This window comes from Thalassococcus sp. (genome assembly GCF_982780845.1).
The window spans coordinates 20,549-42,946 of the sequence record NZ_CEYADA010000009.1 but is presented as its reverse complement, the minus strand read 5'-3'; the positions used below and the strand labels follow the sequence as shown (position 1 = coordinate 42,946).

The window sequence follows — 22,398 nt, the reverse complement described above, 5'->3', positions numbered from 1 at the left end:
AGGGCGGGGATTGTTCCCCGCCCTGAGTGTTTTAGATCACCGCTTCGAACAGCGCCGTGACGTTTTCGGTGGTCAGTTCCACCGGATTGCCACCACAGGACGGATCGGACAGCGCCATGGGCACCAGCACATCCATCTTATCCCCCGTCACGCCGATCTCGGACAGTTTGCGCGGGATGTTGAAGCTGTCGTTGAAGGTCTGAACAAAAGCGCGGAAGCCGTCATAGCCACCATCAATGCCCAGATATCCCGCCGCGCGATCAAACCGGTCGCGGATCATGGGTTCGTTCAGGTCCAGAACCGCAGGCATACAGACCGCGTTGGTGGTGCCGTGGTGCGTGTTGAACACCGCGCCAATCGGGTGGGACAGCGCGTGGATCGCCCCCAGACCTTTCTGGAACGCCGTCGCCCCCATCGCCGCCGCCGACATCATCTGTGCGCGGGCCTCAATATCCGTGCCGTCCTGATAGGCGCGGGGCAGATAATCGATGACCAACCGCATGCCTTCCAGCGCGATGCCTTGGCTCATGGGATGGTAGAACGGAGACGAGAACGCCTCGACACAGTGGGCAAAGGCATCAAGGCCCGTGCCCGCCGTGATCATCGGCGGCATGCCGACGGTCAGCTCAGGGTCACAGATCACCACCGACGGCAGAACCTTGGGGTGGAAGATGATCTTTTTCTCGTGCGTGACCGAATTGGTGATGACGCTGGCTCGGCCCACTTCGGATCCTGTGCCAGCGGTCGTGGGCACAGCCACGATCGGCGCGATGGCGTCGGCATCCGCACGGGTCCACCAATTGCCGATATCTTCAAAATCCCAAACTGGGCGTGTCTGACCGGCCATAAAGGCGACCATTTTCCCAAGGTCGAGACCCGAGCCACCACCGAAAGCGATCACACCGTCATGGCCGCCTTCTTTAAAGGCGGCCACACCAGCGGCCAGATTGATCTCGGACGGGTTCGGATCGACGTCCGAGAAAATGCCACGGCCAAGTCCCGCAGCCTCCATGATGTCCAGCGTCGCGGCTGTGATCGGCAGCGGCGCAAGGCCCTTGTCCGTCACAAGAAGCGGGCGCTTGATGCCAGCGGCTTCGCACGCGGCGGGCAGTTCGGCGATGCGCCCTGCCCCGAATTTCACTGCGGTCGGATAGGACCAGTTTCCAACAAGGCTCATTTCGTCACCTTCTTAAGATGGTAGGATTTCGGACGGGTCAGGTTCTGATAGCCAATCACCGACAATCCCCCGCCACGTCCTGTGTTTTTGCACCCCGTCCAGCACAGACCGGGGTCAAGGTAATCGGCGCGGTTCATGAACACCGTGCCGGTTTCGATCTGGTCGCCCACGCGCTGCGCACGGTCCACATCCGCCGTCCAAAGGCTGGCGGTCAGGCCGAATTCGCTGTCGTTCATCAGCGCAATCGCCTCTTCGTCGCTTTTGACGGACATGATGCCGACCACGGGGCCAAAGCTTTCGTCGCGCATCACGCGCATGTCATGGGTGACATTGGTCAGGATTTGCGGTGTCAAATAGGCACCGCCATCATCCTCGGGGAAGGTGTCGATATGGGTTTTTGCGCCCATCTCGACCGCCTCGGCAATCTGCGCGCGCACCTCTTTCGCAAAGCGGATGTTGGCCATCGGGCCAATCGTGGTTTCCGCATCCAAGGGGTTGCCCAGCTTGTAGCCATTGACCACCGAAACTGCCTTTTCAACAAAGGCGTCAAACAGGCTTTCGTGCACGTAAATCCGTTCGATCCCGCAGCAGCACTGACCCGAGTTGAACATGGCTCCATCGATCAGCGTAGCAACAGCCGCGTCCAGATCAGCGTCTTCCATGACATAGCCGGGATCCTTGCCGCCCAGTTCGGTGCCCACGCCAGTAAACGTGCCCGCCGCCGCGCGCTCCATCGCCTGACCACCGCCAACGGATCCTGTGAAGTTCACAAAGTCGAAGGCCTTTTCCGAAATCAGAGCCGAGGTCGTGTCGTGATCTAGGAACACGTTCTGGAACACATCCGCAGGCACGCCCGCATCGTGGAACGCCTTGGCCATGCGTTCGCCCACTAACAGTGTCTGCGCCGCGTGTTTCAGCACCACGGTGTTCCCCGCGATCAGCGCAGGTGCGACCGTGTTGATCGCAGTCATGTAGGGGTAGTTCCAAGGCGCCACGACAAAGACGACGCCGTGGGGAATGCGTTTGATATAGCGTTTGAAAGTCGCGTCTTCGCCGACCTGAATATCGGCCAGCGCCTCGGACGCGATGTCCGCCATATAAGACGCACGTTCATTAAAGCCGCCGAATTCGCCACCGTAGCGCACGGGACGGCCCATCATATGGGCCAGCTCCGGCACGATTTCTTGGTTCATCGCGCCCACAGCGGCCACGCCAGCCATGACCAGATCGATGCGTTCCTGAAGCGGGCGCGCGGCCCAAGCCGGTTGCGCCGCGCGGGTCGCGCTGACCACATCGCGTGCGGCCTCAAGCGTCAGGGTTGGACGTTCTGCATAAACCGATCCGTCGATCGGCGAGATACAAGTGACGGTCATGCGACCTCTCCATAGTGATTTCGGTTCGCTGGAACCGACGTGTTTGTAAAACTCAGGCCCGTTCGAAATTCCGGCGGATTTCGTAGTCGGTGACGATGCGGTCATAGTCTTCGATCTCGACCTCGGCAGCGCGGGCGTAGTGGGTGATGACCTCAGGCCCGAACGCCTCTTTCAGCATGTCAGAGGCCAAGAGCGCATCACGCGCGTCGCGCAGGGTCGACGGGATTTCACCGGCATCGGCCATTTCATAGGCATCGCCCTTCAGCGCGTCCGACAGGGTCAGCTTTTCCTCGATCCCTTTCAGGCCAGCCGCCAGCATCGCCGCCTGCGCCAGATAGGGGTTCATATCCGCGCCGGGGATACGGCATTCGACGCGCACGCCTTTGGTGCCATCGCCGCACAGACGGAAGGCAGCGGTGCGGTTATCGACCGACCAGACGGTGCGCGTGGGGGCAAAGGTGCCTTTGGCAAAGCGTTTGTAGCTGTTGATGTAAGGCGCCATGAAATAGGTGTAATCGCTGGCATAAGCGATCAGACCCGCCATGTAGTGATCCATCAGTTCGGACTTCGCCAAGGGGCGATCCGCATCATAAAACGCGTTCGAACCGTCCTTCCAAAGCGACTGGTGTACGTGCGCGGCACTGCCGACGCGATCATGATGCCACTTGGACATGAAGGTCGCCGCAGCACCGTTCTGATGCGCGATTTCCTTGACCGCGTGCTTGGCAATCGTGTGGTGATCCGCGCAGGCCAGCGCCTCGGCGTATTTGATGTTCAGCTCTTCCTGACCGGCTTCGGCCTCGCCCTTGGACCCTTCCACCGGCACACCCATCGCGCGCAGGTGGTTCCGGATCGGGCGCATGATGTGCTCTTCTTTAGAGGTCTGGAAGATGTGGTAATCTTCGTTGTAGCGCGAGATCGTCTTCATCTCGCGGAAGCCACCGGCACCGATCTGGTCATGCGTGCCTTGGAACAGGAAGAACTCCAGCTCCGTCGCCATAACCGGTGTCAGACCCAAGGCTGTCGCCCGCGCGATCTGGTTCTTCAGCATCTGACGGGGCGCATGCGCGACAGGCTTATGGGTGTGGTGATCAATGATATCGCACAGCACCATCGCGGTGCCGTCCAACCACGGTGTGGGCCGGATCGTTGTCAGATCAGGCTTCATGACATAATCGCCATAGCCCTGTTCCCAGCTGGTCGATTTGTACCCTTCAGGCGTCGACATCACCAGATCGGTCGCCAGCAGGTAATTACAGCAATGGGTTTCATCCTCGGCTATATCCAGAAACGCCTCGGCGTGGAAACGTTTGCCCATCAGACGGCCCTGCATATCGACCATGCAGGTCAGAACTGTGTCGATGGCACCACTGGCGATCTGGGTTTTCAGGTCTTCGAATGTCATGTCAGCCTCGGAATTAAAGCGCGGGACAGACAGGCACTATGGGCCTGCCCGTCCCGCAAGTGTCAGGATCAGCCGTAGCGGTACGGACGGCCCGCCTTGGTCATGTCGGCGTTGTACTTCTTGAATATCTCGACGACTTTCGCCTTTGTCTCGGACTCAGCCGCGATCTCGTCCCAGAATTTGACGGCCGCTTCTTCGACTGTGGCCCATTCTTCATCAGGAATCGAGGTCAGTTGCAGCTTGTCACCGTTGACACGCAGCGATGCTTCGCCACCCCAATACCACCACTGACGATAGTAGTGCGACTGGTCACAGCAGACGCGGAACAGTGTCTGCAGGTCTTCCGGCAGTTCGTTCCAGCGATCCATGTTAGCAAAGAACGACCCTGCCCATGCGCCCGAGATGTTGTTGGTCAGGAAGTAGTTGGTCACATCCGCCCAGCCGACTGTGTAGTCTTCTGTGATGCCGGACCATGCGATGCCGTCCAGTTCGCCTGTCTGAACCGCGACCTCGATGTCTTCCCACGGCAGTGTGACCGGCACGACGCCGAACTGCGACAGGAAGCGGCCCGCTGTCGGGAAGGTAAAGACACGCTTGCCTTTCAGGTCTTCCAGCGAACGGATCGGGTCTTTGGTGGCAAAGTGGCACGGGTCCCAGGAACCGGCCGAGATATGTTTGACGCCAACCTTGGAATATTCCTCATCCCAGATTTCGTTCAGGCCGTACTGGTTGAACAGCACCGGCACATCCAGCGAATAGCGCGAACCGAACGGGAAGTAGCCGCCGAACACGGTGACTTCTGTCGGCGACGCCATGGAGTCATCGTCAGACTGAACCGCATCGATGGTGCCGCGCTGCATAGCGCGGAACAACTCGCCCGTGGGCACAAGCTGGTCTGCATAGAACAGTTCGATCTGCATGCGGTCGCCAGCAATCTTGTTGAACATCTCAATCGCGGGGTCGATCACGTGGGCGGCCAGTGCGGGGCCCGCGTATGTCTGCATCCGCCATTTGATGGTGCTTTGTGCCAGCGCCGGTGTGGCCAATGCCGCCGGAGCTGTGGCCGCGCCGGCCAGAAACTTACGTCTTGAAGTCATGTCTTCTCTCCTACTGTTGGGTGGACGGGCCAGTTTTCCCAGCCTCTTGGTGATGAATTATTTTCCGTAAACAAGGTCCGGCAGCCAAAGCGCGATCTGCGGGAAGATCATCACAAGCGCGAGCGCGACAATCATCACGGCCACAAATGGCACGATAGAGCGGTAGATATCTTTGATGGTGATTTCCGGCGGGGCCATGGCCCGCATCAGGAACAGGTTATAGCCGAACGGCGGCGTCATATACGCGATCTGGCAGGTGATGGTGTAAAGCACGCCGTACCACACCAGATCAAAGCCAAGCGCACCGACCAAAGGCACATACAGCGGCGCCACGATAACCAGCATCGCCGTGTCGTCCAGAAACGTGCCCATAACGATGAACGACAGCTGCATCAGGATCAGAATGACCCACGGGTTCAGGCCAAGACGTTCGGTAAACAGGTTTTCAATCGCGCGCACAGCGCCCAGCCCATCAAACACCGCGCCAAAGGCCAGCGCCGCAAGGATGATCCACATGAACATGCAGGTGATCGCCAGCGTCTGACGAACCGATGTTTCAAACACCTCGCGCGTCATCCTCCCCTTCAGCACCGCCGCCACAAAGGCTGCAATCGCCCCGATGGCCGAGCTTTCGACAAGGCTGGTCCAGCCGTTCACAAACGGCACCATCATGACGGCGAAAATCCCAACAGGCAGCAGACCCGCGCGCAGCAGGCGCAGCTTTTCGGCCATGCCGATATCGCGTTCCTCGGGCGGAAGCGCCGGACCCAGTTCAGGGTTCAGGCGACACCGGATCGCAATGTAGATGATGAACATCGCAGCCATCATCAGCCCCGGAATGGCCCCCGCCAGCCACAGTTGACCCACCGGTTGCCGCGCGATCATCGCGTACAAAACCAAGACAACAGAGGGCGGCACAAGAATGCCCAGACTGGACCCCGCCTGAATGACCCCTGTCACCATCAGCTTGTCATAATTCCGCTTCAACAGTTCGGGCAGCGCGATGGTCGCACCAATCGCCATACCTGCCACCGACAGGCCGTTCATCGCAGAAATCAGCACCATCAAACCAATCGTCCCGATGGCCAGACCGCCGCGCAAACCGCCCATCCAGACGTGGAACATTTTGTACAGATCGTCGGCAATTTTGGATTCCGACAGCACGTAGCCCATGAAGATAAACATCGGCAGCGTCAGCAGTGGATACCATTTCATCAGCTTCATCGCGGCGGAAAACCCGATGTCATAGCCGCCACGGTCGCCCCACAGGAACAACGCCGCCATCACCGCCACAAAGCCAATCGCCGCAAAGACGCGCTGACCCGTAAACAGCATCAGCATCATGGTCGAGAACATGAGGATGGCGATCAATTCATACGGCATCGCGCATCTCCTCGCCTGTTTTCAGGAACAGGATGTCTTTCGCCAGTTCAGACAGGCTTTGCAGCAGCATCAGAACTATGCCGAACACCATTGTTACCTTGATCGGCCACAGATACGGGCGCCACGCGGTCGGGCTACGTTCGCCACCGTATTGGAAGGAATACATGGTTGAATCGATCCCGCCCCACAGCAGGACGCCCAAGTAGGCGATCAGGAACAGCACCGTGATACAGTCCACCTGCGCCTTCTTTTGCGGGGTGAATTCGCCATAGAACAAATCCATCCGCACATTCGCGCCCATCTGCATCGCGTAAGGCCCGCCAAGGATGTAGTAGCCCACCATCACGAATTGGGCCATTTCCAGCGTCCAGAGCGACGGGGTGAAAAACGCCTTGCTGATCGACGACCACAACAGAATGCCCATCAGAACGAACAGCCCGTACATGACGAACCGCCCGATGGTGCGGTTAAATCGGTCCACGATGCGGATGTATGACCGCAGAAAATTCATCCTGCCTGCCCCTCTGTTTCGGTGATCTGCGCCACGGCTTGGGTCAGCACCTCTTGCAGATGCGCGGCGACGCTGGCGGCGGTTTTGGATGTATCGATCAGATCATTGCGGACCTCGACCATCACATTCTCGCGCCCCTGACTGTCGCCATGCAGAACCAAAGTGTGGGTCACGCCGTCCTTGGGCGCATAGGGTTCGTTCAGCGCCGCCTTGAACTGCCCTGCCCCCTGCTCGGCCGTCAATGCGGCCTCGGCCAGCGCGGGGCGACTGTCGAACAGATAACCGATGTCCAGATCCCGCCGAACGCCGTTATAGACGGGCGTAAAGCTGTGCACGGTCACAAGGATGGGCGGACGCGCCATTGCCTGTTCTTGTGCAAAAAGGATGTTGGCCACCGCCGCATGAAACGGCTGATGGATCAGGTCATAGCGGCGCTGACGTTCCTCATCCGACAGGCCCACGTTCCCCGGCACATCATAGATTTCGCTCTTGGCAGGGATAGCGCCTGCAGATTCCAACGGGCGGTTACAGTCGTAAACCAACCGCGACACGCGGCCCGCGACAAGCGGGGCGCCAAGGCCAGATGACAGGAATTTGGCAACATCCAGCGCCCCGATGTCCCATGCCGCATGGGAACTTGCTGCGTCACGGGTTAAACCCAGCCCACCGAATTCTTCGGGAATGAAAGCCGACGCATGTTCACAGACCAGCACAATCGGGCTCTGCCCAATCGGTCCTGTCACATCGACAGCGATCCAGTCGTCTGTGTCCATTCGTCTTCAATCCCCTTCGGTGTGTGTAAACATCACTACAAAAATTCTTGGAGCGTCAAGGAATTTTCTGTATCTTTTTTTACAACGCTCCAAATTTTGTAACGAATGGAACGAAAATGGACAGGAAGCGGCTGGTCAAAGACCTGATCAAAGACAAGCAATCGGACCTTACCGCGTCCGAGCGAAAAGTGACCGCCCTGCTTCAGGACGATTCGATGGTCGCCGGTCTGCAATCCATCACAAAACTGGCCGAAGACGCCGGTGTGTCCACGCCAACTATCATCCGTCTGGCTCGCAAACTGGGGTTCGAAGGCTTCCCCGATCTGCAAAACGCCATCCGCGATGAGGTCGCCGCACGCATGCGCGAACCTTTGGCCAAACTGGAAATGGCCGAACGTGCGGACCATCAGGATCACATCGTCAGCCGCTTTGCCGTCGCCATGGCACACAACATCAACCGCACCATCGACCGCCTTGATCTGACCGAGTTCGACGAGGTCGCAGCCCTGCTCTCCGATCCCGCGCGCACCCTGTTTCTATTGGGCGGCCGCATCACCCGTTCGAACGCGCATTACTTCTACAACCACCTGCAAATCATCCGCTCGGGCGTGTCTGCACTGGATTCATCGCCCAGCGTATGGCCTCAGTCGCTATTGGATATGACCGACCAATCGGTGCTGATCATCTTCGACATCCGCCGTTACGAAAAAGAACTGGAACGCCTTGCAGAACTGGCCGTCGAACAGGGCGCAACCATCGTGCTGTTCACCGATCAATGGGGATCGCCCATCGAAAAACACGCGCGCTACAGCTTCCGCGCGATGGTCGAGGCCCCGTCGAGCTGGGACTCGACCCTAGCCATCAACTTCCTGATCGAAGCGATGGTGGCCGACATCCAAAGCCTGCGGTCCGATTCCAGTTCAGAGCGTATTTCTGCGTTGGAAAAGATGCTCGGCCAAAGCCGGATTTTCCGGTCGTAACGCACCTCAGGCCAGAACACCCGCGCGCAGGTCTTCTACCCTGCGGTTGATCCCGCCGATCAAGCGCCGATAGGCCCAAAGTCGCAGCGCATCGGGCCGGTTTTCATAGCGCGGGCTTGCGTAATAGTCAGCCGGATCGTCCCAGACCCCGTGGTCATCCGTGACAGCCGCCATTTGCTGGTACGTTTCGCCATCAAGGTTAAGCGACGCGCTGGCATCGCCGTTTTTCAGCGCCACGGAATACCCGGTTTTCCACCCCAACGCCTTCACACGGTCCCGCGCGGCGATAAACAGATCGATGTCGTTGATGAACGTATCGATTTTGTGCCACTGCCCATCAAGATACACCTCGACCCACGAATGCGACAGCTTCGGTGGCAACAGCCAATAGGCCAGACCGGTGAAAAACCCCTTCTGGATTTCTTTGGAAATCAGCGAAAAATGGATGCGTGCGGTCAGGCCAGCCGCCCGACACAGCGCCAGAAGCAACGTCGCCTTGGTGTTGCACTGCCCGTACCCGAGCTTCACCGTATCCGACGCTTTGACAAAGTCACCGTTTGCCGGAAAGGCAAAGGCCACGGAATCGCGGACGTAGAAAAAGCATCTTTCCAGCTTTTCACAGGGCGTCTGTGCCGTTGCGGTCAACCGCTGGGCCAAGGCCTGAATTTCAGGATGCATATGGTTGGCGAGGGGTTCCATACCAAAACCGTACCACCAGAACGTGAACCCCCGCCTTGATCCACGTCAACCCTTCACGGGTCGACTGAACCGACGATCAAAGAGTAAGCCACGGGGTGTTTCCGCTGTCCTCCAGCGCCCACTGTGCTTCCCAAAGGCCGTCCATCCGGCGGAAATTCAGATAGTTCCGTTCGGCGGAATAGTTGTGGTGCTGACCGGGCAACGGCGCGATCTTGATCGGGTGGCCCGCCAAGGGAGCCTCACCCAGCCGCGCGAAGGTCCCCAGTGACAGGGCGTAAAGCTTGGGTGGTGCAGGATGCGAAATGCCCGAGGCCACCAGCTGCTGAACACCGCCCTTGGGGCTGTCCATGACGGCACGGGTCGCCAGATGGATTTCGCCCGAAACGGCCGTCACCGTCGCGCCCTGATCCTCAAGGTTCAGGACCGTCTGCAACATCCGCTGCCATTCCGCCCGATGGGCACGGCTTTGCCACTGGTCACGCAGGTCATCGTGGTATTTTTTGACGATGTGGAAAGTGTTGAAAATCCACTCCAGCACCGACAATCGCGGCCCAAGAAGCGGAACAGAGGACACAAGGATCACCCGTTCCTGCACATCCAGCGCCGCCTTTTCCATCGCGGCCCAGCCATTTTCGCCCATGATCCGGTCGCGCGTGCGCTCAGATCGCAGATCAGGCGCGATGATGCTGACGCCGGGCAGATCATAACGCCATGCCAACGACCGCCCCGTCTGATCCAGAAAAAGCTGAGGCACATCCGCGTCGGTCGCGGCGTGTTGGAACAGCAAAAACGCCTCACGCGCAGCGCGGAACAGGGTTTGTGCGATGGGATGATCGACGATTTCGGGTTTCAACGACCCCCAGCCATCGCAAATGTCATGATCGTCCCACATCATCAGGGACGGCGTCCGCGCCATCACGCGGGCGAAAGGTGCCGCGCTATAGACCTGCCCGTAACGGTGCAGATAGGCCGCGCGCAATGACTGGAACAGGTCCTCAAGCTCTGTTTCGGTGAAATCATCGCTCAGATCGTCCGGCCAGTGGCGGGTCAGTTTGTGCGCGTTCGTCACCTCGTCGGCATAAACCTGATCCCCACCGTGCAGCATCAGATGATAGGGCGTCGCATCGGCTCGCGCCGCGAGATCGTTCCACATCAGGTTGCGTTCGTCCGGATCCCTTTCCAGATCACCGTTTTCCTGCCCGTTGCACGACACAAAACCGATGTTCAGATCCCCGTCGTAACGGGTGTCGACCGGAAACGTCTGTTCACCATAAGCGTATTCGGCAACCTGCCCCACAGGCAGGGCAAAATCGAACCGCCAGATCGTGTGCCCGTCAACCTCGGCCAGCCGTTTCGGACTGACCGGCGTTTTTGCCACAGAAACCGCCAAAGGTGCGTTTTCCGACCTGACTGACACCACCGCGGCCAATGACACATTGTCGCTGTCTGCGCCGCGCCAGATCAAAATCGGTCCGAATTCCACACCAAAGCCCTTTTATCGTTGCCTGATTTTGCATTTGGGAACGCTATGCCGCAAAAACCAGTCAGCAGATCGAATTTGCTGACTTATAGGCCCTTTGTGTTAGGTACAAACCCACGTAGAAAGGTTTATCAACGGTTTTATGACGCGAACTTACCGGTTTTTGAAAAGATCAGTAGTGCCCAACACGAAAGCACACAGAGCATGACAACCATGGCAACGAACAAACCCCGCCGCGGTCGTCCTCCGGTGTGCGATCCGGCAGACCGTCGGGATCAGATCCTTGATGCAATGCAGGCCGTGTACAATCAGGACGGTATGGCCGGACTGACGATGTCCGCCGTTGCCAAGGCGGCCGGCATGTCGAAACGCACGCTTTATACCGTGTTCGAAGACCGCGCCGATATGCTCGAGGCCTATACCGAACGCCGCGTGAACAGGATCGTCAGCAACCTGACCCCTGCCGAAACCGAACTGCCCTTGGCCGAACGTCTGCGCCTGTTGCTGACGCCTGACGAAAGCAGCCTGTCGCTGCCCATCGCGATCTTGCGGACCATCATCATCGACGCCGTCGACCAGCCCGAAATGGCCGAGCGTATCTTTTCCCGCTCGCTTCCCGTGATCCGGACCCGCATCAAGGCCGAACTGGACCGAGCCAACGAACGCGGCGAGGCGCAAATCGACGACACGCAACAAATGGCCGAGCTTCTGGCAGATATGGTGCGCCCGTCGCCTATGGATGCGCTGATCCTGCAGAAAAACCGAGACCCGTCGGAAATCATGGCGCGGTTTGAACTGGGTCTGGATATTTTCCTGAAGGGACTGAACCTGAAATAGGCCTAATGCTTGCGCTTCAGGATCGCGATCACACCGGGAAGCACGGCGGCCAGAAACACCAGACCAAAGGCAATCGACGCGGCCAGTCCTGCGGATGCGGTCGCGCCTGTGATCGGGAACAGGGCCGCCGCCACCCCTTCGCGCACGCCCCAGCCTGAGACCGTCACCGGCACCAGCATCATAAACAGGATCAACGGCACCAACCCGAAGGTCGCGGCCATGGGCAAATCCGTCCCTGTCGCCAAGGCACACAGGTAAAACGCCCCGATATTGCAAAGCGCCGTCAACAGGCTCAGCACCACCTGCACCGGCAATGCCTTGCCCTTCAACATCGACGCAATCACAGCCTGCCACATGCTATCAAGCGCGCGTTTCTGCGGGCCGGGCAACTGCCAGCCCAGCCAGAACAGCACCGGCAAACCAAGGCTGATCAAAACCGCTGGCGTCACGATCGAATTCAGCCACAAAGGCCATGAAAGCCCGCCAGGCAGGATCGTTGTGATGATGAAGGCCGCAAGGAAGAAAAAGAAAATACCCGCCTGTTGTGCCGCGCGTTCGAAAAACACCGCCTGCCCTGCTTTGACCAGCCCCGCATGGTGACGCGCACGATAGGCGCGGCCCGCATCCCCGATCATCCCGCCGGGCAGCGACTGGTTGATGAACTGGCTCAGGTAATACTCCGACACGGCGGTTTTCCACGTGAACCGCTGGCCCAGCTTGAACGCGATCAGCTTCCACCGCACCGCAGACAGCACCGTTTGCAGCCCCATGATCAGCCACGCCAAGGCCAAAAGACCCAGATCTGCGCGGCGCAGAATGCGCATTGCCTCGGCCCCGTCGACAGCATGAAACAGAATGAACAGCAGGCCGAAACTGACGGCCAATTGCACAATCCGCATCTGAGCGCGCGTGAGGCGCGGAAGCCATGCCATTCTGGAGTGTGCCTTTTCCGTCCCTTTGGTCGTCCCGCATATACGGGCCTGCAAGGCCATGAGCAACACGAACCAAAGGCGGCCGGAACATGCCCGCCCTCCTTGCCAAGCGGCGAAACCGCCCAACCTCCTATAATTGCAGAATGTTCACGTTCTCGTATGAACAATTGCAACACGCAATCTCCTTGTGTCTTTATGCCTGAAACCGTCCCAGAGACCCCAAATGCTTGACGCCCGCGCCCGCCAGATCATCGACCCGCCGCTGAATGCCCTTGGCCGCACCTTGGCCAGAACCGGCGTCAGTGCAAACGCCGTCACGCTGATCGGCTTGGTGCTGGGTCTGCTGTCTGCTGTCATGATCGCACAAGGCGCGCCGTTTGCCGCCTTGATCCCCCTTCTGGCCAGCCGTCTGGCCGACGGGCTGGACGGGGCCATTGCGCGGGCCACCCATAAAACCGACTTTGGCGGTTACCTCGATATCGCCAGCGATTTCCTGTTCTACGGCGCGGTGCCTGTGGGCTTTGTGGTGTTGAACCCCACCGACAACGCGATTGCAGGCGCGGTCCTGCTGTTGTCGTTCTACTTCAACGCCGCCAGCTTTCTGGGCTTTGCCATCCTCGCTGAAAAACGCGGGATGGAAACCTCGGCCCAAGGATCGAAATCGCTTTATTATTCGAATGGCCTGCTGGAAGGGACAGAAACCATCCTGTTCTTTGTGGCCCTTTGCCTGATGCCATGGGCCTTTGCCCCCTTGGCGTGGGTCTTTGCCATTCTCTGCTTTGCCACCGCAGCGCTGCGCATCTGGGCCGCGCGCGAGATTTTCCAAGACGTTTAAGGAGTGCTTATGAAAACCCTTCTGACCGCCCTGCCCCTGCTGGCCTCGCTTGGCCTGCCAATGGCGGCGCTTGCCGAAACCGATCCCGCCGACTGGGACGCCGTCACCAGCGCCGCCAAGGGCCAGACCGTGTATTGGCACGCATGGGGCGGTTCGACCGCCACAAACGATTTCATCGCATGGGTCGGTGATCGAGTGTCCGAGGATTACGGCGTCACGCTGGAACATGTGAAACTGACCGACACCGCCGACGCGGTCACCCGTGTTCTGACAGAAAAGCAGGCCGGTCAGGATGACGACAGCGCCGTCGACATGATCTGGATTAACGGTGCCAACTTCGCCTCGATGAAAGAGGCCGATCTGCTGTTCGGCCCCTTCGCCGAAGACCTGCCCAACTGGCAGTATGTCGATGTGGACGGCAAAACCGTTCAGACCGATTTCACCGTTCCGGTCGAAGGCTATGAAAGCCCTTGGGCCATGGCGCAGGTGGTATTCATGTACGACACCGCCGACATGGACGCGACGCTTCCCACAGCCGAGGCGATGCTGGAATGGGCGCAGGCCAATCCCGGTCGTTTCACCTACCCCCAGCCGCCGGATTTCCTTGGCGCGACGTTCCTGAAACAGGTTCTGATCGAACTGACAGATGACAACGACGTGCTGGCCAAGCCGGTGGACGAGGCCGACTTTGCCGCCGTCACCGCCCCGCTTTGGGACTATCTGGATGCTTTGACGCCTGTCCTTTGGCGGCAGGGTCAGGCCTATCCGGCGACCGGCCCTGCGCAACTGCAACTGATGGCCGATAACGAGATCGATCTGGCGATTTCCTTCAGCCCGGGCGAGGCATCGACCGCAATCGCCAACAACCAACTACCCGACACCGTGCGCACCTTTGTTCTTGAGGCCGGCACATTGGGCAACGCATCCTTCGTGGCCGTGCCCTACAACTCCGGCTCCAAAGAAGGCGCGATGGTTGTCGCCAACTTCCTGATGTCGCCCGAGGCACAGCTTCGTGCGCAAGACCCCAGCATCCTTGGCTACGGCACCGTTCTCGATATGGCCAAACTGTCCGAGGCCGAGCGCACCGCCTTTGCCAACCTTGATCTGGGCATCGCCACCCTCAGCCCTGCCGAGCTTGGCACGGTTCAGCCTGAACCCCACGGGTCTTGGATGACGCGCATCACGCAGGAATGGACCGAACGCTACGGCGCGGGCCAGTAAGCGTGGGCCACTAACATGACAGACCGCGCCGTCAGGCGCCCCGCAAAGGCGGCGCGGTCTTTCTGGGGCGCGCTGCCCCTTCTGACCCTGATCATCATGATCGGCCCCGTTCTTGCGGGGCTTTTAGGTACAGTAATGCCCGCCTTCGGCTATCTACCTGCCGCTGGTCTGGGCGCGTTTTCCGTCGCTCCCTTCACCGAACTTTTCGCGTGGAACGGCATTTGGGCGGCCACGCGCCTGTCGGTCACAACAGGCTTTGCCGCAACCTTTTTGTCCTTGGCTATCGTCACGCTTCTGATGGCCGGTTGGTCCGGCACCCGCGCATTCCGCTGGTTGGAAACACTGCTCTCCCCACTGCTGTCTGTCCCCCATGCCGCAACCGCCTTCGGCATCGCCTTCCTGATCGCCCCCTCGGGCTGGATCGCCCGCATGATCTCACCTTGGCTGACAGGCTGGGACAGGCCGCCTGACGTGCTGATCACCCAAGATCCTTTGGGCATTGCGCTGACCTTGGGCCTTGTGACCAAAGAGGTCCCGTTTCTGCTGCTCATGGCGTTGGCCGCCAAAGGCCAAAGCGCCAGCACCCAACGGATGCGCGTCGCGCAGTCACTCGGGTACGGCCGTGTCAGCGGATGGCTGAAATCGGTCTTTCCGGTGATCTACGCCCAGATCCGCCTGCCGGTGCTGGTCGTGCTTGCCTACTCCATGTCGGTCGTAGATGTCGCCATGATCCTCGGCCCCACAACACCCCCGCCCTTGTCGGTTCAGGTGGTGAAATGGATGTCCGATCCCGACCTGTCCAAACGCCTGATCGCCAGCGCCGCAGCGCTCTGGCAACTGGCGCTGGTGATCGCCGCGCTCGGGGTCTGGTGGATCGGCGAACGCATCATCGCCCGCTTGGGTCTGGCGTGGGTGGAACGCGGCGCACGCAACCTGCACCTTGATAAAACAGCGCGGCCCCTTGGCATCACCTTGGGCACACTCTCTGCACTCTCGGTGCTGCTCGGCCTGCTCTGCCTTGGCGTCTGGAGCTTTGCAGGCTTCTGGGGCTACCCCGATACGCTCCCCCAATCCCTGACAGCCAAAAACTGGGCCCGCCACTGGCCGGATATCAGCGACAGCCTGATCACCACATTCCAGATCGCAGGTCTATCAGTGCTCGTCGCCGTAACGCTGGTGATCGCCTGCCTAGAGGCCGAACACCGCACAGGACGCAGCCTGTCACAAAAGGGCCTCTGGCTGATCTACGCGCCTCTGCTGATCCCCCAGATAGCCTTCTTGCCGGGCGTACAAACAGCGCTGTTAATCTCAGGCGCGACCTCGGGTTTCTGGCCCGTAACGTTGATGCATGTGGTCTTTGTCCTGCCTTACGTGTTCCTGTCCCTCACCGACCCGTGGCGCAACTGGGACCCGCGCATCGACACCATCGCCCGCAGCCTCGGCACCTCGCCCACACGCGTCCTGTTCACACTTCGCTTGCCCATGCTCCTGCGCCCGATCCTGACTGCCGCCGCCGTCGGCTTTGCCGTCAGCGTCGGGCAATACCTGCCCACCCTTCTGGCAGGGGGTGGCAGGGTCGCAACACTGACGACCGAAGCCGTCGCGCTCAGCTCGGGCGGCGACCGCCGTGCAATTGGGGCCTTTGGCGTCGCGCAAACCTTGGCCGTGATTGCGCCCTTTGCCATCGCAACGCTTCTGCCCTACTGGATGTGGCGGAACAGAAAGGGGCTTCATGGATAACGGACTGCACCTGAAAGCTGTCGAAATCCGCCGAGGCGGACAGCCCCTGCTGCAAATCGATGCGCAGATAGCCCCGGGCGAAATCCTGACGGTCATGGGCCCTTCGGGGTCCGGAAAGTCGACGCTTCTGTCGTTCGTGACCGGTCACCTTCCCCCCGTTTTCACGGCAACGGGACAGGTAATTCTGGATGGCTCCGACATCACGACCCAACCGCCGCAACATCGCAAAATCGGCATCCTCTTTCAGGACGACCTGCTTTTCCCTCACCTGAGTGTCGGCGCAAATCTGGCGTTCGGCCTGCGTGGCGACACAAAGTCCGCGCGACAGAAGACCATTGAAACCGCGCTAACCGACGTCGGGCTACAAGGTTTTGAAACCCGCGATCCCGCAACACTTTCTGGCGGTCAAAAGGCACGTGTCGCGTTGATGCGGGTTCTCCTGTCCGACCCAAAGGCACTGCTGCTGGACGAGGCGTTCTCCGGCCTCGACACAGATCGCCGCGCCCAGATCCGCGACCTGACCTTCGATCACGCGCGAAAGAAAAACCTGCCGGTCGTTATGGTGACCCACGATATCGACGACGCCAGAGCAGCGGGCGGACAAGTGATCCAGTTGGGCGCATAGGGGCTTTGCCCCCTTGGCCTTCGGCCAATTCCCCCAAGGTATTTATGGAAAGAAAATACATCTGTTCTAGGCGCCAAACCCGAGGACGCGGGCCGAAGGCCCAAGGACGAGATGGCCTGTGCGGCGCAGCCGCGCATTTGGATTGCGTTCCGCGCGAAAATAGGGACTGATCCCCATATGATCCGCGCCATTTGCATATTGCTGCTGTTCCAGCTTGCGGGCGAAAGCCTGTCGCGGGGCTTTGATCTGTTTGTTCCGGGTCCTGTGATCGGTCTGGCCGCGCTTTTCATCGCTCTGCTGATTTTCCCCAAACTGGCCGAGGTCATCCGCGTTGCCGCCAATGGCCTTTTGGCGCATCTGTCGCTGCTCTTTGTGCCTGCGGGCGTGGGCGTCATCGCGCATCTGGGCACGTTTGGCACCAACGGGATTGGCCTGATCGTGGCACTCATCGTCAGCACCGCGCTGGCCATTCTGGCCGCTGTGTTGACCTTCGTCCTTTTCGCGCGGCTCATGGGGCAACGCCATGAATGACGCGGTTCTGCTCTGGTCCTATCTCGCGCAGGAGCCATTGCTGTGGCTGACCACGACGCTGGTCGCCTACACCATCTCGGACTGGGCGGCGGGCAAAGCCGGACGGCATGCGTTGGCCAATCCGGTTCTGATGGCGGTGATTCTGATCGCCTTGGTTCTCTGGGTCACCAGCACACCCTATGCGACCTATTTCGAGGGCGCTCAGTTTGTGCATTTTATGTTGGGGCCGGCCACTGTCGCGCTGGCGCTACCGCTTTATGACAATCTGCCCAAGGTCAAAGCCGCCCTGGTCCCGATGATTGCCGCGCTGTTTGCCGGATCGCTCACCGCAATCATCACCGCCCTAGGCATTGCCAAAGCCATGGGCATCACCGGCGAAACGCTTATGTCGCTTGCCCCGAAATCGGCTACCGCCCCCGTGGCGCTTGGTGTATCCGAGGCCATTGGCGGGCAGCCTACGCTGACAGCAGTCTTGGTGATCCTGACCGGTATTTCCGGCGCGATCATTGCCACGCCCATGTTGAACGCTTTGAAAATCACCGACTGGCGCGCGCGGGGCTTTGCGGTTGGCGTCGCCGCCCACGGGATCGCGACGGCGCATGCCTTTCGCATCAATTCCACAGCGGGCGCGTTTTCAGGGATCGGCATGGGGCTTAACGCGGTCCTCACCGCCCTTCTCGCCCCGCTGATCGCACGCCTGTTTCTGTAGCGCTTACTGAATGTTGATATCCACCCGCTGGCTTTCACCGTTCGAGCCCGGGATTTTCAGGAAATAACGACCCGGTTTGATCGCCAGAAACTCGATCTCCATCGTGCCTTCTTCGTCGAATTCCACGGATTCCAGACCGAAGGGGCGGATTTCCAGACCATTCACCACGACCTCATTGACCCAGATCGCACGGAAAAAGCCCGACCCTTCCAGCGCCAGTTCGCCAGAGCCGTCCGCGTAAATCTCCAACTCGTACACCATGCCCGAATTCAGCGTGATCGGACCGTCCGCCAGCGGCTTGCCCAAGGCCAGAGTTATCCCCGGCATCTCGCCTTTGTTTGTGTTCGACAGAACGCCCGCAAAACCGAAATCATGCGCGGCCGCCATACCCGCCGCGCCCATCGCCAAAGCCGTCACAGCTGCAAAAATCTTCTTCATGGTATCTCTCCCGTTTCTACCAAATGAGGCGCCAACACTGCCGGTTGGCCGCGCAATTCCAGAATTCTATCGGCCAGTCGCGTGGCCTCTTCCCGTGCATGGGTCACAAACAAAACCGCAGGTCCGGTTTCCGCGATCAGCGTTTCGGTCAGGCCCAGCATCGTGTCTGCGGTTTCCGGATCAAGCGACACGAAAGGCTCGTCCATGATCAGAAAATCCGGCTGACCGGCAAAGGCGCGCGCCAGTGCCAGACGACGTTGCTGGCCCAGCGAAGTCTGACCCGGAAACAGATGGGCCTTATCGGCAATGCCCACCTTTTTCAGCATCCGCATGGCCGCGTTTTCGGACAGATCAGGGTGCACCAGCGTGATGTTCTGCAACACCGTCCGCCACGGCAAAAGCGTGGGTTCCTGAAACACGATCGCCATTTTGTCCGGCCGCGCAACGGTGCCCTGATAATCGGGATCAATGCCGGCCACGATCCGCAACAGCGTTGATTTTCCCACGCCCGATGGCCCCAGTATGGCGACCGTTTCGCCCTTGGGGATCTGGAACGCAACGCGGCCCAAAATCTGGGTATCGCCATAGGATTTCTGCTGGATGTCGACGCTGATCATGCGGCCCTCCAGCGGCGCACGCGCCGTTCCCATGGTTGCAGCAACAGCCATTCGACCGCCAACATCACAAAGATGAACGAGAACGCATAGACCAGCACCATCGCCACATCGAACAGTTGGAAATACAGGTGGATCTGAAAGCCGACGCCAGACGAGCGACCCAGAAATTCGACCACCAGAACGATCTTCCAGATCACGGCCACCCCGTTGCGCGCCGCGCCCGCGATGAAAGGTGCCATCTGCGGCAGGGTCACATGGCGCAGCTTGGTCCAGCGCGACATGCGATAGACCTGCGCCATGGCATCCAGATCACGCGAGGTCGCACGCGCCCCTTCTCGGATCACCGTTGTCACGTTCGGAATTTTATTCAACGTCACCGCCGCGATCGCCGCCGTTTCGTTCAGCCCGATCCACAGATAGCACAGCACGATCAGGACCAGCGCAGGCAGGTTCAGAAACACCACCAACCACGGGTCCAGCCAGCGGTTGATCCGTTCGGACCGCCCCATGATCAGGCCAAGCGCTATCCCCACGCCCATAGCCAGTGCAAAGGCCCAAAGGACGCGGATCAGCGTTTGGAACAGATGATATGGCAGCTCGCCCGACGCGACCTCTTGCGTGAAAGGTGTGATCAACGCCCAAGGCTGGGGAAGGACCGTGGGATCGCCGGAAATAGCGGCGGCCACGATCCAAAGACCCAATAGCGCAATCAGCGAAAACGCCGGAACAAGCCTGCTTTCAGTCATCCAGAGGGATCATTCTACGGCTGCAAAAAGACCCTCGGGCACAGTGGATGCACCACCGACCAGATCGGCACCACCCAGATCGAACATAACATTCAGGAACGCCTCCGCGCCTTCGGCATCTACCGGACCACGCGCAGGCACACCGGCCAGCCAGTCATTCTTAAGCTGTTCGAACTGCGCGTCTGTCTTGGCGTTCATACGCGGACGCACGGCCTCCCATGCGGCAGGGTCAGAGGCCAGCAAATCCTTGGCGTCGCGGCTTGCGTTATAGAACGCCTGCGCCAGACCCGGGTTCGCATCCAGATAGCTTTGCTTAAAGAAGTAGCCCAACAAAGGCGTATCGGTGTTCAGGCCCAATTCCGTGGCAGCGGTCTGAACCGACAATAGCTCTTTCATGCCGGCGGCTTTCATCTTGGCAAGGAAGTGCCAAAAGTTGATCGCGCCGCTCAATTCACCACCCAGACCGGATTTGAAAATCAGCGGCGGGGCACCGAACACCTGTTCGGTGTCTGCCTTCAGATCCATACCGTATTCCTGCTGCGCATAGGCGCGCAGGATCAGCCAGCTTTTGTCCAGCGGACCACCGGCAATACCGATCTTGCCGCCTTCCAGATCCTTCAGGCTTGTGGCTGTGCTGTCCTTGGGCACCACGATACCGCCCACGGCCTTGGAGTACGGCACAACGACGTAATCCTTGCCATCGGCGTTCTGACGCGCGACCCAGATCCAGTCGGCGACGGCCATATCGGCTTCGTCGCCTTCTACGGCGACACGGGTCGCGCCGTTGTCTGCGTAGGGCATCACCTCGAGCTTGAAGCCGTGCTTTTCGTCCAGACCGTTTTCGACAATCGTCGCCAGTTCCCAGTTGACCGTTCCGATCTTAAGGACCGCTGCACGAACTGTCGGCAGATCCTGCGCGAACGCCGCGCCTGCCATGGCCACAGCAACCGCCGTTGCGCCCAGTCTTGTCAGAAAATGTTTCATCACGTTTCCTCCCACGGGTGATGGTGCCTGCGCGTCAGATTATTCCTGACGGCGGCTCACTTCATTCAGGTCCAGATCAAGCTTGATGTCCTGCTGACCACTGCCTGCGCAGATCACATCATCCAGATCGTAACCATCTTCTTCAACCTCGATATCATCGGGGTCCATTTCGCACTGCTGTTCCGCCAGAAGCGCCATGATCTGTGCAACCACCTCTTCGGATGCTTCCTCTTCATGAGAGGCTGCAAAGACCGGTGCTGCAATCATCAGGCACAGGGCGGATGTCATCAGTTTCGTCATGTCACTAACTCCTGAAACGAAATCAATTCGGCGTCACGACAACGCCCCAAGGCTGTTGTCCGACTTGTACAGATTTGATGGCCTTTTCCTTTTCGACATCGATAACAGTGATGTCGTTGGAATTGCCATTGGTCGTTAGTAGGTACTTCTGGTCAGGGGTGAATCCCAACTGCCAGACTCGCTGACCCACAATGATGTAATCCTTCACCTCAAGCGTCGCGCCATCCACAACCGCCACGCGGTTCGCCGGCCCGAGCGCGATGAAAATCTTGGACCCGTCCGCCGTCACCTTCAGGCCCACAGGCTGCAGCCATTCCGGCAAAACGCCCGGCACCTCAAAGCTGATCTTGCCCGCAACGGTCGGCGCGCCGGTGTCATCGATATCCATCACCGTGACCGTGCCGCCGATTTCAGAGGTCACAAACAGGCGCTTGCCGTCATCGGTGTACTGCGCATAGCGCGGGCGCTGATCGACCAGCACGTTGTGCTTGATCTTATAGTCTTCGGTCGAAATGAAATGCGCCATGTTGGTGGTTTCAGAGGTGTTCACCACAAACTTGGTATCCGGCGAAATGCCCATGCCTTCAGGTTCCACGCCCACCGGCACCTCGGCCAGAATGGTGCGCGTTTCGGTATCCGTCACAGTCACAAGGTTGTCGTCCTCATTCGCGATATAAAGCGGGTTGCCGCTGGGATGCAGCACGAACAATTCGGGGTCCGGACCAGACGGAAGGGTGTAGATTTCCTTGTAGGTATCAGTGTCGAACACCCGCACCGTGTCATCGTCGGATGCCGCCACATACAGCTTGGTGCCATCGGGGCTGATGGTGATGCCGCGGGGGCGGTTGCCTGCATCAAACTCTGCCAGCACTTCCCAGGTGTCGGTGTCGACCACGGTAACCGTGTTGCCCTTTTCGTTCGACACGAACGCCTTGTTCGCCATCGCGGGCATCGCCACCACGGATGCCAACGCCGCAGACAAAAACAACGATTTCATCACGGTAA

The 22,398-nt window shown here is 59.4% G+C and carries 24 protein-coding genes; 8 read left to right on the top strand and 16 right to left on the bottom strand.

Annotated elements, in window-relative coordinates; all coding sequences use genetic code 11:
- Positions 1-31: 31 nt before the first annotated feature.
- From AC4FIA_RS11490 to AC4FIA_RS11460, 7 genes are all read right to left on the bottom strand, one after another.
- On the bottom strand, positions 32-1,177 hold the full coding sequence (locus AC4FIA_RS11490; protein ID WP_490365959.1) for an iron-containing alcohol dehydrogenase: 1,146 nt from the start codon (positions 1,175-1,177) through the stop codon (positions 32-34).
- Entirely contained in the window at positions 1,174-2,550 is a 1,377-nt protein-coding gene (locus AC4FIA_RS11485) for an aldehyde dehydrogenase family protein (protein WP_490365958.1), read from the bottom strand. The genes AC4FIA_RS11490 and AC4FIA_RS11485 overlap by 4 nt, the downstream gene beginning before the upstream one ends.
- Before the next feature lie 52 nt (positions 2,551-2,602).
- Positions 2,603-3,955 (bottom strand): glutamine synthetase family protein, encoded by a 1,353-nt coding sequence (locus tag AC4FIA_RS11480; protein ID WP_490365957.1) that lies wholly within the window; start codon positions 3,953-3,955, stop codon positions 2,603-2,605.
- 68 nt (positions 3,956-4,023) lie between these two features.
- Positions 4,024-5,052 carry a TRAP transporter substrate-binding protein gene (locus AC4FIA_RS11475; RefSeq protein WP_490365956.1) on the bottom strand — a complete coding sequence of 343 codons (1,029 nt, stop codon included), beginning with the start codon at positions 5,050-5,052 and terminating at the stop codon, positions 4,024-4,026.
- A 57-nt stretch (positions 5,053-5,109) separates the two neighbouring features.
- Positions 5,110-6,435 (bottom strand): TRAP transporter large permease, encoded by a 1,326-nt coding sequence (locus AC4FIA_RS11470; RefSeq protein WP_490365955.1) that lies wholly within the window; start codon positions 6,433-6,435, stop codon positions 5,110-5,112.
- Positions 6,425-6,946 (bottom strand): TRAP transporter small permease subunit, encoded by a 522-nt coding sequence (locus AC4FIA_RS11465; RefSeq protein WP_287477064.1) that lies wholly within the window; start codon positions 6,944-6,946, stop codon positions 6,425-6,427. The genes AC4FIA_RS11470 and AC4FIA_RS11465 overlap by 11 nt, the downstream gene beginning before the upstream one ends.
- The gene (locus tag AC4FIA_RS11460; protein ID WP_490365954.1) at positions 6,943-7,719 is read right to left on the bottom strand and encodes an N-formylglutamate amidohydrolase; all 777 of its coding nucleotides are present in this window, start codon (positions 7,717-7,719) and stop codon (positions 6,943-6,945) included. Before AC4FIA_RS11460 ends, AC4FIA_RS11465 begins: the two co-directional genes overlap by 4 nt.
- Positions 7,720-7,835: 116 nt before the next feature.
- On the opposite strand from AC4FIA_RS11460, the gene AC4FIA_RS11455 reads away from it, so the two are divergent.
- On the top strand, positions 7,836-8,699 hold the full coding sequence (locus AC4FIA_RS11455) for a MurR/RpiR family transcriptional regulator (protein WP_490365953.1): 864 nt from the start codon (positions 7,836-7,838) through the stop codon (positions 8,697-8,699).
- A 6-nt stretch (positions 8,700-8,705) separates the two neighbouring features.
- Here AC4FIA_RS11455 and AC4FIA_RS11450 read toward each other — a convergent pair whose 3' ends face one another.
- Both AC4FIA_RS11450 and AC4FIA_RS11445 read right to left on the bottom strand, forming a co-directional pair.
- Entirely contained in the window at positions 8,706-9,398 is a 693-nt protein-coding gene (locus AC4FIA_RS11450; RefSeq protein ID WP_490365952.1) for a transglutaminase-like domain-containing protein, read from the bottom strand.
- A gap of 76 nt (positions 9,399-9,474) precedes the next feature.
- Positions 9,475-10,881 (bottom strand): alkaline phosphatase D family protein, encoded by a 1,407-nt coding sequence (locus tag AC4FIA_RS11445; RefSeq protein ID WP_490365951.1) that lies wholly within the window; start codon positions 10,879-10,881, stop codon positions 9,475-9,477.
- A 201-nt stretch (positions 10,882-11,082) separates the two neighbouring features.
- On the opposite strand from AC4FIA_RS11445, the gene AC4FIA_RS11440 reads away from it, so the two are divergent.
- Entirely contained in the window at positions 11,083-11,715 is a 633-nt protein-coding gene (locus AC4FIA_RS11440) for a TetR/AcrR family transcriptional regulator (protein WP_490365950.1), read from the top strand.
- 2 nt (positions 11,716-11,717) lie between these two features.
- Here the strand turns inward: AC4FIA_RS11440 and AC4FIA_RS11435 are convergent, their stop codons facing one another.
- Positions 11,718-12,647 carry a lysylphosphatidylglycerol synthase transmembrane domain-containing protein gene (locus AC4FIA_RS11435; protein WP_490365949.1) on the bottom strand — a complete coding sequence of 310 codons (930 nt, stop codon included), beginning with the start codon at positions 12,645-12,647 and terminating at the stop codon, positions 11,718-11,720.
- A gap of 223 nt (positions 12,648-12,870) precedes the next feature.
- Here AC4FIA_RS11435 and AC4FIA_RS11430 point away from each other — a divergent pair, with 223 nt between their 5' ends.
- The 6 genes from AC4FIA_RS11430 to AC4FIA_RS11405 all read left to right on the top strand — a co-directional run bounded on the left by AC4FIA_RS11430 (position 12,871) and on the right by AC4FIA_RS11405 (position 18,308).
- Entirely contained in the window at positions 12,871-13,482 is a 612-nt protein-coding gene (locus AC4FIA_RS11430; RefSeq protein ID WP_490365948.1) for a CDP-alcohol phosphatidyltransferase family protein, read from the top strand.
- 9 nt (positions 13,483-13,491) lie between these two features.
- Complete coding sequence (locus AC4FIA_RS11425) at positions 13,492-14,703, top strand: ABC transporter substrate-binding protein (RefSeq protein WP_490365947.1); 1,212 nt, start codon at positions 13,492-13,494, stop codon at positions 14,701-14,703.
- Positions 14,704-14,718: 15 nt separating this feature from the next.
- Complete coding sequence (locus AC4FIA_RS11420) at positions 14,719-16,443, top strand: ABC transporter permease (protein ID WP_490365946.1); 1,725 nt, start codon at positions 14,719-14,721, stop codon at positions 16,441-16,443.
- Positions 16,436-17,068, top strand: coding sequence for an ATP-binding cassette domain-containing protein (locus tag AC4FIA_RS11415; RefSeq protein ID WP_490365945.1), 633 nt, complete (start codon positions 16,436-16,438; stop codon positions 17,066-17,068). Before AC4FIA_RS11420 ends, AC4FIA_RS11415 begins: the two co-directional genes overlap by 8 nt.
- 177 nt (positions 17,069-17,245) lie before the next feature.
- Complete coding sequence (locus AC4FIA_RS11410) at positions 17,246-17,599, top strand: CidA/LrgA family protein (RefSeq protein WP_103911789.1); 354 nt, start codon at positions 17,246-17,248, stop codon at positions 17,597-17,599.
- Entirely contained in the window at positions 17,592-18,308 is a 717-nt protein-coding gene (locus AC4FIA_RS11405) for an LrgB family protein (RefSeq protein WP_490365944.1), read from the top strand. The genes AC4FIA_RS11410 and AC4FIA_RS11405 overlap by 8 nt, the downstream gene beginning before the upstream one ends.
- Before the next feature lie 3 nt (positions 18,309-18,311).
- Here the strand turns inward: AC4FIA_RS11405 and AC4FIA_RS11400 are convergent, their stop codons facing one another.
- From AC4FIA_RS11400 to AC4FIA_RS11375, 6 genes are read right to left on the bottom strand one after another with little or no spacing between them, the layout of a single operon-like run.
- Positions 18,312-18,746 (bottom strand): hypothetical protein, encoded by a 435-nt coding sequence (locus AC4FIA_RS11400; protein ID WP_490365943.1) that lies wholly within the window; start codon positions 18,744-18,746, stop codon positions 18,312-18,314.
- Positions 18,743-19,363, bottom strand: coding sequence for an ABC transporter ATP-binding protein (locus tag AC4FIA_RS11395; RefSeq protein WP_490365942.1), 621 nt, complete (start codon positions 19,361-19,363; stop codon positions 18,743-18,745). Before AC4FIA_RS11395 ends, AC4FIA_RS11400 begins: the two co-directional genes overlap by 4 nt.
- Entirely contained in the window at positions 19,360-20,109 is a 750-nt protein-coding gene (locus tag AC4FIA_RS11390) for an ABC transporter permease (protein WP_490365941.1), read from the bottom strand. The genes AC4FIA_RS11395 and AC4FIA_RS11390 overlap by 4 nt, the downstream gene beginning before the upstream one ends.
- Positions 20,110-20,118: 9 nt before the next feature.
- Entirely contained in the window at positions 20,119-21,093 is a 975-nt protein-coding gene (locus AC4FIA_RS11385) for an ABC transporter substrate-binding protein (RefSeq protein WP_490365940.1), read from the bottom strand.
- Positions 21,094-21,132: 39 nt separating this feature from the next.
- A complete protein-coding gene (locus AC4FIA_RS11380; protein WP_490365939.1) occupies positions 21,133-21,393 on the bottom strand; it encodes a PepSY domain-containing protein in 261 nt (86 codons plus the stop codon).
- 22 nt (positions 21,394-21,415) lie between these two features.
- On the bottom strand, positions 21,416-22,390 hold the full coding sequence (locus AC4FIA_RS11375) for a YVTN family beta-propeller repeat protein (protein ID WP_490365938.1): 975 nt from the start codon (positions 22,388-22,390) through the stop codon (positions 21,416-21,418).
- Positions 22,391-22,398 lie beyond the last annotated feature (8 nt).